Annotated in this window: 11 protein-coding genes; 7 read left to right on the top strand and 4 right to left on the bottom strand. The window is 74.6% G+C overall.

Features of this window, described 5'->3' with window-relative positions; translation table 11 throughout:
• Positions 1 to 3 precede the first annotated feature (3 nt).
• The 5 genes from AB0J00_RS11210 to AB0J00_RS11190 all read left to right on the top strand — a co-directional run bounded on the left by AB0J00_RS11210 (position 4) and on the right by AB0J00_RS11190 (position 5,816).
• Entirely contained in the window at positions 4 to 1,518 is a 1,515-nt protein-coding gene (locus tag AB0J00_RS11210) for an aldehyde dehydrogenase family protein (RefSeq protein WP_357744068.1), read from the top strand.
• A gap of 83 nt (positions 1,519 to 1,601) precedes the next feature.
• Positions 1,602 to 2,402: an ABC transporter permease gene (locus tag AB0J00_RS11205; RefSeq protein WP_357744066.1), complete on the top strand. Its 801-nt coding sequence runs from the start codon at positions 1,602 to 1,604 to the stop codon at positions 2,400 to 2,402.
• Positions 2,403 to 2,404: 2 nt separating this feature from the next.
• Positions 2,405 to 3,334, top strand: a complete 930-nt coding sequence (locus AB0J00_RS11200; protein WP_357744064.1) for an ABC transporter permease — start codon at positions 2,405 to 2,407, stop codon at positions 3,332 to 3,334.
• Positions 3,335 to 3,337: 3 nt separating this feature from the next.
• Complete coding sequence (locus AB0J00_RS11195) at positions 3,338 to 4,153, top strand: ABC transporter ATP-binding protein (protein ID WP_357744062.1); 816 nt, start codon at positions 3,338 to 3,340, stop codon at positions 4,151 to 4,153.
• 49 nt (positions 4,154 to 4,202) lie between these two features.
• Positions 4,203 to 5,816, top strand: coding sequence for a thiamine pyrophosphate-binding protein (locus AB0J00_RS11190; RefSeq protein ID WP_357744060.1), 1,614 nt, complete (start codon positions 4,203 to 4,205; stop codon positions 5,814 to 5,816).
• A 13-nt stretch (positions 5,817 to 5,829) separates the two neighbouring features.
• On the opposite strand, the gene AB0J00_RS11185 is transcribed toward AB0J00_RS11190, so the two are convergent.
• From AB0J00_RS11185 to AB0J00_RS11170, 4 genes are read right to left on the bottom strand one after another with little or no spacing between them, the layout of a single operon-like run.
• Entirely contained in the window at positions 5,830 to 6,873 is a 1,044-nt protein-coding gene (locus tag AB0J00_RS11185; RefSeq protein WP_357744058.1) for an acyl-CoA dehydrogenase family protein, read from the bottom strand.
• Complete coding sequence (locus tag AB0J00_RS11180) at positions 6,870 to 8,006, bottom strand: acyl-CoA dehydrogenase family protein (RefSeq protein WP_357744056.1); 1,137 nt, start codon at positions 8,004 to 8,006, stop codon at positions 6,870 to 6,872. The genes AB0J00_RS11185 and AB0J00_RS11180 overlap by 4 nt, the downstream gene beginning before the upstream one ends.
• Positions 8,007 to 8,014: 8 nt before the next feature.
• Positions 8,015 to 9,517 (bottom strand): class I adenylate-forming enzyme family protein, encoded by a 1,503-nt coding sequence (locus tag AB0J00_RS11175; protein ID WP_357744054.1) that lies wholly within the window; start codon positions 9,515 to 9,517, stop codon positions 8,015 to 8,017.
• Between the two features lie 14 nt (positions 9,518 to 9,531).
• A complete protein-coding gene (locus AB0J00_RS11170) occupies positions 9,532 to 10,278 on the bottom strand; it encodes an SDR family oxidoreductase (RefSeq protein WP_357744053.1) in 747 nt (248 codons plus the stop codon).
• A 152-nt stretch (positions 10,279 to 10,430) separates the two neighbouring features.
• Here AB0J00_RS11170 and AB0J00_RS11165 point away from each other — a divergent pair, with 152 nt between their 5' ends.
• Complete coding sequence (locus AB0J00_RS11165; protein WP_357744051.1) at positions 10,431 to 11,186, top strand: IclR family transcriptional regulator; 756 nt, start codon at positions 10,431 to 10,433, stop codon at positions 11,184 to 11,186.
• A 155-nt stretch (positions 11,187 to 11,341) separates the two neighbouring features.
• Complete coding sequence (locus tag AB0J00_RS11160; RefSeq protein WP_357744049.1) at positions 11,342 to 12,922, top strand: FAD-dependent monooxygenase; 1,581 nt, start codon at positions 11,342 to 11,344, stop codon at positions 12,920 to 12,922.
• Positions 12,923 to 12,942: the final 20 nt, after the last annotated feature.

Below are 12,942 nucleotides of genomic sequence, written 5' to 3'. Positions count from 1 at the left end.
TCCATGACAGGACAGGTCAGCGACGTGGCCGAGCGCGCGGCGGCCGGCGGCGACGCCCCCGAGTCGCCGGTGCTGGTCGCCGGCGAGCGGTTGGACTCGGCGTTCCAGCCGGTGCGCAACCCCGCCCGGCTGGGCGAGGTGGTCGGGCGGGTCGCGGTCGGGACGGCGGAGCACGTCGACCGCGCCGTCGCGGCGGCCGACGCCGCGTTCCCCGCGTGGTCCACGCTCCCCGCCCACGACCGCGCGGCGCACCTAGCCGCAGCCGTGGCGGCCCTCGCCCCGGTGACCGGCCCGCTGGCCGAGCTGCTCACCCGGGAGCAGGGCAAGGTGCTGTGGGAGTCGCGGGTGGACGTCGGCGGCGCCGGGCACATCCTCGGCTGGTACAGCGAGCGCGCCGACGAGATCGCCGAGGACCGCGTGTTCCGGTCCGACGCCCGCGGCACCGTCTGGACCGGCCGCCGCCCGATGGGCGTCACCGGCGTCATCGTGCCGTGGAACAGCCCGGTCTACCTGGCCTTCCTCGGCATCGCGCCGGCCCTGCTGGCGGGCAACACCGTGGTGGTCAAGCCCTCGGAGTTCGCACCGCTGACGCTCAGCGGGGTGCTCGAGGTGGTGGCCGGCCACCTCCCCGCCGGCGTGCTCAACGTGGTGCCCGGAGGCGGTGAGGCCGGTGCGGCCATCGCCGCGCACGCCCGGGTGCGCAAGGTGTTCTTCACCGGCAGCACCGCCACCGGGCAGTCGGTCATGCGGGCCGCGGCCGGCAACCTCAAGAACATCAGCCTCGAGCTGGGCGGCAACGACCCGGCCATCGTGCTGGAGGACGCCCGGGTCACCGACCGGCTCGTCGACGAGCTGGTGAAGAGCGTCTTCACCGCCAGCGGCCAGATCTGCTTCAACGTGAAGCGCATCTACGTCCACCGCGACCACCACGCCGAGTTCCTCGACCGGTACACCGCGGCGGTCGACCAGCTGGTGGTCGGCGACGGGCTCGACCCGCGGACCACGATGGGCCCGGTCAACAACCAGCCGCAGTTCGACCGGGTGACCGCCCTGGTGGAGCGCACCCGGGCCGACGGCGCCACGGTGCGCACCGTGGGCACCCGGCTGGACCCGGCCGGCTGGGACGACGGGCTGTTCCTGCTGCCGTCGGTCGTCTCGGACGTCGCGCCGGGCGCGGAGCTGGTCACCTGCGAGCAGTTCGGCCCCGTCGTCCCGGTGCTGCCGTTCGACACCGACGACGAGGTGGTCGGGCACGCCAACGCGACCGAGTTCGGTCTCGGGGCGTCGGTCTGGAGCGACGACCGCGACCACGCGCTGCGGGTCGCCCGCCGGCTGGAGAGCGGCAGCGTCTTCATCAACGTGCACCGGATGGGCGCCTCCGACGTCTCCATGCCCTTCGGCGGCTTCAAGGGCAGCGGCATCGGCCGCGGCCACGGCATGACGGCGCTCGAGGCCTGCACCGAGCTCCAGGCCATCGCCGACTACGAGGACGTGTCCGGCTTCCCCGGACCCGTCTGACCGGGCGAGGGAGGACCGACCGTCATGGACGCACGTGTCCTGGATGCACGTGGGGAGCCGCGGCAGCGGCGAGGAGGCACGCGGTGAAGGTCGTCGACCGCCGGTGGTTCAAGATCGCCGCGCGGCTGCTGGTCATCGCCGCCGTGCTGGGGCTGTGGCAGTACGTCGCGGTGTCCGGCGTGCTGGGGGACGACGCCTTCCCCACCATGACCGGCACGCTGGCCCAGCTGGGCCGGGAGCTCGGCGGCCGGGACCTCTGGCAGGCGATCTGGGACACCGTGCGCGGCTGGGGTGTCGGGCTGCTGATCGGCTGCTCGGCCGCGATCGTGGTGGGCACCCTGCTCGGGCTCAACCGCTTCGCCTACCTGAGCGTCATCCCGGTCATCGAGTTCCTCAAGACGGTGCCGGTGATCGCGATCCTGCCGCTGGCCATCGTCGTCTGGGGCGCGAGCCTGGAGATGAAGGTCTTCCTCGTCGCCTTCGGGGTCTTCTGGCCGCTGACCATCCAGGTCATCTACGGCGTGCGCGCCGTCGACCCGGTGGTCCGGGACACCGCGACCACCCTGCGGCTGCGGGGCCTGCGCCGGTTCACCGGGGTGACCCTGCCCAGCGCGGCACCGTTCATCGCCACCGGGCTGCGCGTCGCCGCCGCCGTCGGTCTGATCCTCGCGGTGATCGCCGAGCTCATCGGCGGCGCCCCCGGCCTGGGCCTGAGCATCCTCACCTCGGTCAACGCCGGGCCCAGCCGGCTGCCGGCCACCTACGCCTTCATCCTCGTCACCGGCATCGCCGGGGTGCTGGTGACCAGCCTGTTCTCCTACCTGGAACGACGCCTCCTGCACTGGCACGAGAGCCAGCGCAACAACGCATCGAGGGCAGCCTGACCATGGCCAAGACCCCGAGTACCGCACCGCCGGCGGGCACCGACGAGGGCCGCACCCGGTCGCTCGACGTCCCCTCGACCGCCGACCCGGTGGTGGCCGCGGCCACCACCCCCTCGCAGCAGTTCAGCGCCCGCTCCGGACGGCGGGCGTTCGCCCCGGTGCGCAAGGCCCTGACCAGCATCTGGCGCCTCTGGTTCTTCGCCCTCGTGCTGGTGCTCTGGTGGGTGCTGTCGGCGAGCAGCACCAACACCTTCTTCCCGCCGCTGAAGGACATCCTCACGCAGCTGTGGGACCTGTGGGTCCTCGGCGACGCCCGCAGCCAGCTGTGGTCCAGCCTCGAGCACTTCGCGATCGGCTACACCCTCGCCGGCGTGCTCGGCGTCGTGGCGGGCGCGCTGCTGTGGAAGTTCGCCCGGGTCGGCGAGGCGGTCTCCCCGGTCCTCTACTTCGTCTACGTCATCCCGACCGCGGCGCTGCTCCCGGCGATCATGGCGATCATGGGCATCGGCGCGTCGATGCAGATCACCATCATCGTGCTCGCCGCGATCTGGCCGACGCTGCTCAACACCCTCGACGGGATGCGCGCCACCGACCCGACCAAGCTCGACACCGCCAAGGCGCTGCACATGTCGGGCACCCGGACGGTGTGGACGGTCGTGCTGCCCGGCGCGATGCCGCAGATCATGGCCGGGCTGCGGCACAGCCTGCAGATCAGCGTGATCATGATGGTGGTCAGCGAGCTGGTCGCCTCCCAGTCGGGCATCGGCTTCTTCATCCTCGAGGCCCAGCAGCGGTTCGCGATCACCGACATGTGGACCGGGATCATCGTGCTGGCCCTCATCGGGAGCGTGCTCACGTTCCTGTTCATCCTCGTCGAGCGCGTCGTCCTGGCGTGGTACCTCGGCGCCCGCGCAGTCGAACAGAAGGGCTGACCCGTGTCCCAGTCGCAGGTCGTCGGGAGCTCGGTCCCCACCGGGGGCGGCGAGCCGGTGCTGTCGGTCCGTGCGCTCCGCAAGGCCTACAACGTCGGCCGGCCGGACGAGAAGCTCGCCATCGACGACGTGTCGTTCGACGTGGCCAAGGGCGAGTTCGTCTGCGTCGTGGGCCCCAGCGGTGCCGGCAAGACGACGTTGCTGCGCTGCCTCAGCGGCCTGCTGCAGCCGACCACCGGCTCGGTGCGGTTCGAGGGCACGCCGCTCACCTCGGTCCCCGACCGGCTCAGCGTCGTGTTCCAGGACTACAGCCGGTCGCTGTTCCCCTGGCTGTCGGTGAACCGCAACGTCGCGGTGCCGCTGCGGGTGGCCGGCGTCGGCAAGCAGCAGCGCGAGGCGCGCATCGCCGAGGTGCTCGCCGCCGTCGGCCTGCCCGACGCCGGCAGGAGCTACCCGTGGCAGCTGTCCGGCGGCATGCAGCAGCGGGTGGCGATCGCGCGGGCGCTGGCCCACCAGCCGGACATGCTGCTGATGGACGAGCCGTTCGCCTCGGTCGACGCGCAGACCCGGTTCGACCTCGAGGACCTGATCCTGGAGGTCCGCCGGCAGTTCGGCATCACCGTCGTGCTGGTCACCCACGACATCGACGAGGCCGTCTACCTCGCCGATCGGGTGGTGGTGCTCACCGGCGCCCCGAGCCGGGTCGCCGAGATCGTCGACGTCCCGCTGGGCCGGCCGCGCAACCAGCTGACCACCCGGGCCAGCGAGGAGTTCGCCCGGCTGCGCAGCCACCTGATGCAGCTGGTCACGCACCACTGACCGTCGCGCGGCCACGCACCCCACCCCCGGCGCCGAGGAGCACCCACCCATGTCCACACCTGCCGCCGAGGCCCTCCTGGACGTCGTCCGGGACTGGGGCGCCGACCGGTTGTTCACCTGCCCGGGGAGCACCGAGGCCGCCGTCCTGGACGCGCTCGTCACGCGCAAGGACGTCGAGCTGGTGCTCACCACGCACGAGGGCGTCGCCGTCTCGATGGCCGACGGCCTGGCCCGGGTCACCCGCCGGCCCAGCGTCGCCTACCTGCACGCCAACGTCGGTCTGACCAACGGGCTCAGCCACCTCTACGCCGCGCAGCTGGCCTACTCCCCCGTGGTGGTGCTCAACGGCCTCAAGGCCTCCTCGATCCAGGCCCGGGAGGGCTTCACCACCGGCCGGCGGATGCGCGACCTGGTGCACCAGTACGTGAAGTCGGACTGGCAGTCGCTCACCACCGAGGCGATCGCCGAGGACGTCAACCGCGCCTTCCGGACCGCGGTCACCGAGCCCGCCGGACCGGTGTGGGTGGCGCTGAGCCAGGACCTGCTGGAGAGCCCCGTCCCGGTGCCGGTCCCCGAGGTGCACCGGTTCGACTTCGACTCCCGGACCCTGCCCGCCCCCGGCGCGGTGCGGGCGGCGGCCGACCTGCTGCAGTCCGCGCGCCGGCCGCTGCTGGTCGCCGGCAGCGAGCTGGCCCGCGTCGGTGCCGTCGAGGACCTGGTCCGGCTCAGCGAGCAGCTCGGGGCCCCGGTCGTGCACGAGGACCGCCGTGGCTTCGAGCGCCCCGGCTTCCCGACCGACCACCCGCACTTCCGCGGCCAGTACGAGATCGGCCACCCCCTGGTGCAGGAGGCCGATCTGCTGGTGTTCCTCGGCGCCCGGGTGTTCAACGAGTTCGAGCCGGCCCGGGTCCCGCCGCTGCCGGCCGGGGTGCCGATCGTGCACAGCCACACCGACCCGCGGCACGTCGCGATGGTCTACGGCGTGGACGCCGGCCTGGTCGGCGACCAGCGGCTCGTGCTGCAGGCGCTCTCCGCGGCGCTGCCGCCCGTCGCCGACCGCGAGGTCCCGCCGGCAGAGCCACGACCCCGGCGGTCCCCCTCCGCGTCCGCGGTGCTCACCGCCTCGGACGTCGTCGACGTGATCACCGAGTCGCTGCGCGGCGTCGCGCTCGTCGGGGACGCCACCACCGCCGGCGGCATCCTCCAGCAGCGCGCCCACCAGTCCGGCGGCGACGACTACTTCGTCTCCACCTCCGGCTCGCTGGGCTGGGGCATGGGCGCCGCGCTCGGCATCCAGATGGGCATGCCCGAGCGCCGTGTCGCCGCGGTGCTCGGCGACGGGGTGTTCCAGTTCGGCACGCCCGCGCTGTGGTCGGCGGCGCGCAGCGGCCTGCCGGTCACCTACGTGGTCATCAACAACCAGCGCTACGCCGCCGTGGGCGCCGCGCTGCGCCGGTTCGGCGGGCTCGCCGTGGAGCGGGGCGACTTCCCCGGCATCGACATCAGCGGTCCCGACATCGCCGCGATCAGCACCGGGTTCGGGGTGCCCGGCACGCGCGTGGACACCCTCGCCGACCTGCGGGAGAGCCTGGCGGCGGCCCGCACGGTCGACCACCCGACGCTCGTCGAGGTGATGACCGACCCGGCGCACTTCGGGCCCTGAGCCGGCGCCCGCGTCAGATGTGCGGGCGGGGCGGCGCGGAACGGGGAGCCGAACGGGCGGCGGCGAGCACCGCGTCGCCGAGCGCGGCGGCCAGGTCCCGGCCCCGGCCGAACCGGGCGGCGACGGTCTGCCCTGCCTTGAGGTGCCGGTGCAGCGGGTGCTCCCAGGTGAAGCCCAGGCCGCCGTGCACCTGCAGGCAGTGCCGGTCGGCCAGCGCGAAGGCCCGGCGGGCCTGGACGGCGGCAGCGAGCACGGCCGTCCGGCCGGTGGCCGCCCCCGCCTCCAGCTCGCCGGCGGCGGCCCACACCGCGCTGCGCGCGAACTCCAGCTCGACGTGGACGTCGGCGAGGCCGTGCCGCACCGCCTGGAAGCTGCCGATCGGCGCACCGAACTGGGTGCGCGCGGTCGCGTGGGCCACGGTCGTCTCCAGGAGCCAGCGGGTGACGCCCAGCAGGTAGGCGGCGCCGCCCAGCCGGCCGAGCGTCAGGGCGCCGACGCCGGTCCGCGGCACCGGGGCGCCCGGTGCCCGGGCCAGGTCCGGTGCCCGCTCCAGGCGCGCCCCGGGATCGGCGGCGGCCGCCGGCTCCAGCGGGCCGAGCGCAGCGCCGTCCACCAGCCGGTCGCCGTCCTCCCCCGGCACGACGACCAGGCCGGCCGCGCCCAGGTCCGGGCCGCGCAGCGTGTCGTCGACCGCCGAGGCCAGCACCTCGCCGGCCAGCACCGCCGCGAGCGTGTCCGCGGCCGGGGCGCCGACCGCGGCCAGCGCCGGGACCGCCATCCACGCGGTCTCGACCAGCGGGCCACGCACCAGCAGGTGCCCGGCCTCCTCGGTCAGCAGCGCCAGGTCGTCGGCGCCGAGGCCCAGCCCGTCGGCGTCCTCGCCGACGAGCGCACCGAGCAGACCGGAGTCGGCGATCGCCCGCCAGCTCCGCCCCCGCGGCCCGTCGTCCGCTCCCCCGACGGCGGCGGCGAAGACCGCCCGGGCGCCGGTGACCAGCTCCCGCTGCGCGTCGGTCGGGCGGAACAACCGGAGCTCCGGCGGGTCTCCCGCGGTCACCGGGGCAGCCCGAGGACGCGGTCGGCCACCACGGTGCGCTGCACCTCGGCGGTGCCGCCGTAGACGCGGCCGGCCCGGGAGTGCCAGAGGTCGAGGTGCTCGGGGGTGCCCTCGGCCAGCCGCGCATCGCCGAACAGGTCGGCGCCGAGGGTGACCAGGTCGAGGTCGAGCTGGCTGGAGAACAGCTTCACCAGGCTCGACTCCGCCCCGGCCGGCTCCCCGCTCCACTGGTCCGCCAGCCGGCGGGCGGTGTGCGACCGGTAGGCGTACACCCGGGCGGCCGCCTCCCCCAGCTCGCGGCGCACCCCGGCGACGTCGTCCGGCGGCAGGTCCGCGAGCACGTCGGCCGCGAGCGCGGACAGCCGCTGCTCGCTGCGGACCGGCCCAGCGGCGTCCGGCCCGCGCTCGAACGACAGCAGGGTCATCGCGACCGCCCAGCCCTCGCCCTCGGCGCCGATCCGCTGGTCGGCGGGGACCCGGACACCGGAGAAGAACACCTCCGCGAACCCGGTGCGCCCGTGCACCTGACGGACCGGGCGGACCTCGACACCGGGGCTGTGCAGGTCGACGGCCAGGCAGGTCAGCCCGCGGTGCCGGTCGCCGGGTGCGCCCGTGCGGACCAGCGCGAACATCCAGTCGCTGAACCGGCCGTACGTCGTCCAGGTCTTCTGGCCCTCGACCAGGTACCCGTCGCCCTGCCGCACCGCCCGGGTGCGCACGCCGGCCAGGTCGCTGCCCGCCTCGGGCTCGGAGAAGCCCTGCGACCACACGTCCTCGGCCCGCAGCATCCGCAGCAGCCAGCGCTGCTGCTGGTCGGGCGTGCCGAACCGCATCAGCGTCGGGCCGAGGAAGCGCAGCGACGGCCGGGTGATCCGCACCGGCCCGCGGGCCCGCTCGTACTCCTCGGCGAAGACGGCCTCGTGCAGCAGGTCGCCGCCGGCGCCACCGTGCTCGCGGGGCCACGAGATCCCGGTGTAGCCCGCCGCGTGCAGGGTGCGCTCCCAGGCCTGGTGCGCCCGGAACCCGTCCACGGTGTCGACGTCGGGGAGGCCGCCGGGTGGCAGGTGGCGAGCCAGCCACTCGCGCAGCTCGTCGCGGAAGGCGAGGTGCGCCGGCGGGATCGGCACCGCCATCCCGCCGGTCACCGGCCCGCCCCGTCGCCGAGGCGCCACTTGGCGGTCTTGCCGGTCGCGGTGCGGGGCAGCTCGTCGACGAAGCGGACCACGCGGGGGCGCTTGAAGGCCGCGACGTGCGTGCCGGTGAACGCCCGCAGCTCCTCGGCGTCGACCCGGTCACCGCTCCCCGGCGTCCGGACCACCCAGGCGACCACCCGCTCGCCGAAGCGCTCGTCGGGCTCGCCGGTGACGGCGACGTCGCGCACGCCCGGGTGCAGGCGGAGGACCTCCTCGACCTCCTGGGCGGCGATGTTGAAGCCGCCGGACAGGATCATGTCCTTGCTGCGGCCGGTGATCGACAACCAGCCCTCCGCGTCGAGGGTGCCGAGGTCGCCGGTGGCGAACCAGCCCTCCGCGTCGGTGAACGCGGTGTCCGCGGCGGCACCGACGTAGCCGGCGCCGACCGCGTAGGAGCCCGGTGCGCCCGAGCGCACCAGCACCTCGCCGGAGCCGGTCGACGCGCGGGCACCGGTCTCCAGGTCCCGCACCGCCAGCTCGACCCCGGGCAGCGCCCGCCCCGACGACCCCGGCCGCGCGGTGAACTGCTCGGGCGGCAGCGCCGCGGCCATGCCGGTCTCGGTGGAGGCGAAGAACGTCCACAGCTCGGTGCCCGGCAGCATGCGCGCCACGGTCCCCCGCAGCTCGGCGGTCATCGCCTCGCCGGTGACGCTGAGGACCCGCAGGCTCGCCAGCTGCTCACCCACCGGCGTGCCGGAGAGGGCCAGGTCCCGGGCGATCGTGGGGACCATCCCGGTGACGGTCACCGCGTGGCGCCGCACCGCCTCGAGCAGCGTGGCCGGGCGCGCGTCGGCGCTGAGCACCGTGCGCGCCCCGGTGAGCAGCCCGCCGAGCAACCGCACCTGACCCACCCGGTGGCCCAGCGGGGTGGGGATGAGCACGGTGTCGGCGGCCGTCAGACCCAGCAGCACCGCCGGCCCCAGGAAGGTCCCCAGCGCCTGGTTGGCCTGGGTCAGCCGCACGCCCTTGGGCAGCGCGGTCGTGCCGGAGGTGTAGAGGACGGCGGACTCGTCGTTGGCGCGCCGGCGGACCGGGCCGCCCGCGGCCAGCGCGGCCTCGTACGGGGCGCCGACCAGCAGGATGTCGACGTCCCCGCGGAGCCCGGCCAGCACGTCGCCGCGGTGCCCGGCCGCGTCGGAGACCAGCAGCGAGATCCCGGCGTCCGCGACGAGGTGGCGCACCTCCCGGTCCTGGTACCGGTCGTTGACCGGCACCACCCCGATGCCGGCGAGCTGGCAGGCGAAGAAGGCCTCGGCCCACTCGCGGCGGTTGGCCAGGTAGAGCCCGACCCGCCCGCCCGCGTACGGGGCGAGGAAGCCGGCCAGCGCCTGCACCCGCTCGCCGAACCGGGCGAAGGTGAGCTCGCCGTCGGCGTCCACGAGGGCGGTCGCGGACGGGCGGCGTCCGACGACCCAGCGCAGCTGCTCGGCGACCGTCCAGGAGGATGTCATCGCGCCGGGTCCCGTCAGATCGTGCGGCCGCCGTCGACGGACAGCACGCTGCCCGTCATGTAGTCGGAGTCGGACGAGGCGAGGTAGACCAGGCTGGGCGCGATCTCCTCGGGGCCGGCCCAGCGGCGCAGCGGGATCATGCCGAGGAACTTCTCCTCCAGCTTCGGGTTCTCCCGCACGTTGGCCGACATCTCGGTCGCGGCGATCGGCAGCAGCGCGTTGGCGGTGACGTTGTGCCGGGCGAGCTCGACGGCCGCCGTCTTGACCAGCGCGACGACGCCGGCCTTCGCCGCGGCGTAGTTCCCGCCCCCGACCTGCCCGCGCTGCGCCGCCGGGGAGGTGAGCGCCACGAACTTGCCGTGGCCCAGCTCGACCCAGTGCGGGATGAGGGCCGTGAGGCAGATGAACGTGCCGGTCAGGTTGACGGCCACCACCCGCTCGAAGGACTCCAGCGTCATGTCCTTGAGCATCGCGGGGCCCACGATGCCGGCCGAGTGCACCAGCACGTCGACCTGGCCGCCCCATGCGACCACCTCGGCGACGGCGGCGCCCACCTGCTCGGGGGAGGTGATGTCGGCGGCCCAGGCCCGGGCCCTGCCCCCGGCCGCCTCGATCTCGGCCACCACCGCCTCGGCGGCCGCGGCGTCGAGGTCGAGGACGGCGAGGGCGGCACCCTCGGCCGCCATCGCCAGGGCGCCGGCGCGGCCGATGCCCCGGCCACCTCCGGTCACGAGGACGGTCTTGTTCTCCAGGCGGTTCACGACTCGGTTCCTCCAGGCTCAGGGACGGCGACGGTGCCGGACTCCCGCGTGGGGCCGCGTTCTGAACAGCAGAACAGCGTCCCGTCTTCGACAACATGCCTGAGTACGCTCAGCACCGTCAAGAGCGGCGACGACACCCGAGGAGCACGTGCGTGACCACGACGGAGACCGGTCCGGCCTATCCGATCGAGTCGGTCCGCAACGCCCTGCTGCTCCTGCTGCAGCTGCGCGAGCGGCCCGTGCTGCGGGTCTCCGAGTGCGCCGCCGAGCTCGGCGTCGCCCGCTCGACCGCGCACCGGCTGCTGGCGATGCTCGAGCACCACGGCTTCCTCCGTCGCGACCCCGCCAGCCGCTCCTACCGGGCCGGTGACGCGCTGCTGTCGATCGGCCTGGCCGCCATCAGCACGCTCGACATCCGGGACCGGGCCCGGCCGTTCCTGCACGCGCTGCGCGACCAGCTCGGCGAGACGGTCAGCCTGGTGCTGCTCGAGGGCCGCGACGTCCGGTTCGTCGACGCCGCGGAGGCCACCCGTGCCCTGCGGGTGGGTGGTCAGGTCGGGCTGCGGCTGCCGGCCCACGCGACGTCCGCCGGCAAGGCCGTGCTGGCCGGCCTGCCCCCGGAGCAGCTGGCCCAGCTGTACCCCGACGACGTCCTGCCCGGCACTCCCCCGACGACGCGGGCGGACCTGGAGACCGCGCTGGCCGAGGTGCGGCGGTCGGGCTACGCGGTCGCCTACAACGAGAGCGACGTCGAGATCGGCGCGGTCGGGGTGCGCATCCCCGAGGGCCCCGACCACGTGCGCGCCGCCCTGGCCGTCGCCGCCCCCGCCAGCCGGCTCACTCCCGCGCTGATCGAGGAGTGGGCGCGGGCCGCCCAGGAGACGGCGCAGCGGATCGCCGTCCGCTGACGGCCGACGTTCCGCGCTCCGGAACTTCGTCGCACATCTTTCCGCACAGCGAAGCAGCCCCGTAGCCTCAGACCGCGAGCGCCCCCGTGCACGTCCCCCGGTGTCCGCAGGAGCGGGCGGCCGTCGGGACCGAGGAGTGGAGGTCGGACACGACCATGGAGAACCCCCAGGTCATCGTCGTCGGGGCAGGGCCGGTCGGCGTCGCGCTGGCGATCGACCTGGCCCGGCGGGGTGTCCGCTGCGCCCTCGTCGAGCGTCGGACGGAGCTGTCCCGCATCCCGAAGGGCCAGAACCTGACCCAGCGGACCATGGAGCACTTCCACTTCTGGGGGCTGGCCGACGAACTGCGCGCCGCCCGCACCATGCCCGAGGGCCATCCCATCGGCACGGTCGTGGCCTACGGCGACCTGATGAGCGACCACTGGCGGGCACCCGCCGGCCGCGAGCAGGTGGCCGACTACTTCCTCGAGCGCAACGAGCGGCTCCCGCAGTACCGCACCGAGGAGGTCCTCCGCGCGCGGATGGCCCAGCTCGACGAGGTCGAGGCGTACCTCGGCTGGACGGCGACAGCGGTCGAGCAGGACGCGCAGGGCGTGCGCGTGACGATCGCGCGGGCCGGTGAGCAGCGCACCCTCGAGGCGGCCTACGTCGTGGGCTGCGACGGCGGCCGGTCGGTCGTCGCCGAGCAGGGCGGCGTCGAGCGGTCCGGCACCGACTTCGACCAGGTCGTCGCGCTGGCGGTGTTCCGGTCGCCCGAGCTCGCCCGCCTCCTGGAGCGCTTCCCGCCACGGTCGACCTACCGGGTCATGGCGCCCTACCTCAAGGGCTACTGGGCCTTCCTCGGCCGCATCGACGTCACGGAGAGCTTCTTCTTCCACGCGCCCCTCCCCGAGGGCAGCACGACGGAGGACGTCGACGTCAAGCAGATGCTGCACAAGGCGGTCGGCGTCGAGTTCCCCTACGACCTGGACCACCTCGGCTTCTGGGACCTGCGCGTGCAGGTGGCCCACCAGTACCGCGCCGGGCGGGCGTTCATCGCCGGTGACGCCGCGCACACGCACCCGCCCTACGGCGGGTTCGGCCTGAACAACGGCCTGGAGGACGCGGTGAACCTCAGCTGGAAGCTGGCCGCCGTGCTGCAGGGCTGGGGCGGTGAGGCGCTGCTCGACTCGTACAGCCCCGAGCGCGAGGGCGTCTTCCGGGACGTCGGGCAGAACATCATCGCCGCGCAGATCGAGCGCGAGCGCGCCTTCGTCGAGCGCTACTCGCCCGACCGGGACCGCGCCGAGTTCGAGACGGCGTTCGCCGACATCGCGAGCGTGGGCGGCGAGATCGCGGTGCGCAGCTACGAGCCGAACTACGAGGGCTCGCCGGTCGTCACCGGGCCGCCCGGCGCCGTCATCAGCGCGTTCGGCGAGCACTCGTTCCGGGCCCGGCCCGGCCACCACCTGGCACCCCAGCTGCTCACCTCCGGGCAGAACGTCCTGGACGCGCTGGGCGTCGGGTTCACCCTGCTCGCCTTCGACGCACCGCCGGCCGCGGTGGCCGGGCTCGAGGCGGCCGCGGCCCGGATCGGCATGCCGCTGACCGTGGTCACCGACACCCGGGCCGACGGGCGCGCGGAGTACGGCTCGCGCCTGGTGCTCGTCCGCCCCGACCAGCACGTCGCCTGGGCCGGCGACGATGCGCCCGAGGACGTCGACCGGCTGGTCGACACGGTCGCCGGCCGGGGCTGAGGTCCGGTCCGCCGCCGGTC

It is taken from the genome of Modestobacter sp. NPDC049651, from assembly GCF_040659695.1.
Classification (GTDB): Bacteria; Actinomycetota; Actinomycetes; order Mycobacteriales; family Geodermatophilaceae; genus Modestobacter.
This window is presented reverse-complemented; position numbering and strand designations above follow the sequence as displayed.

Coding starts and splice junctions, on each gene's coding strand:
- AB0J00_RS11190 (WP_357744060.1), top strand. CDS start 4,203: ATGTCCACACCTGCCGCCGAGGCCCTCCTGGACGTCGTCCGGGACTGG.
- AB0J00_RS11160 (WP_357744049.1), top strand. CDS start 11,342: ATGGAGAACCCCCAGGTCATCGTCGTCGGGGCAGGGCCGGTCGGCGTC.
- AB0J00_RS11175 (WP_357744054.1), bottom strand. CDS start 9,517: ATGACATCCTCCTGGACGGTCGCCGAGCAGCTGCGCTGGGTCGTCGGA.
- AB0J00_RS11200 (WP_357744064.1), top strand. CDS start 2,405: ATGGCCAAGACCCCGAGTACCGCACCGCCGGCGGGCACCGACGAGGGC.
- AB0J00_RS11180 (WP_357744056.1), bottom strand. CDS start 8,006: ATGGCGGTGCCGATCCCGCCGGCGCACCTCGCCTTCCGCGACGAGCTG.
- AB0J00_RS11210 (WP_357744068.1), top strand. CDS start 4: ATGACAGGACAGGTCAGCGACGTGGCCGAGCGCGCGGCGGCCGGCGGC.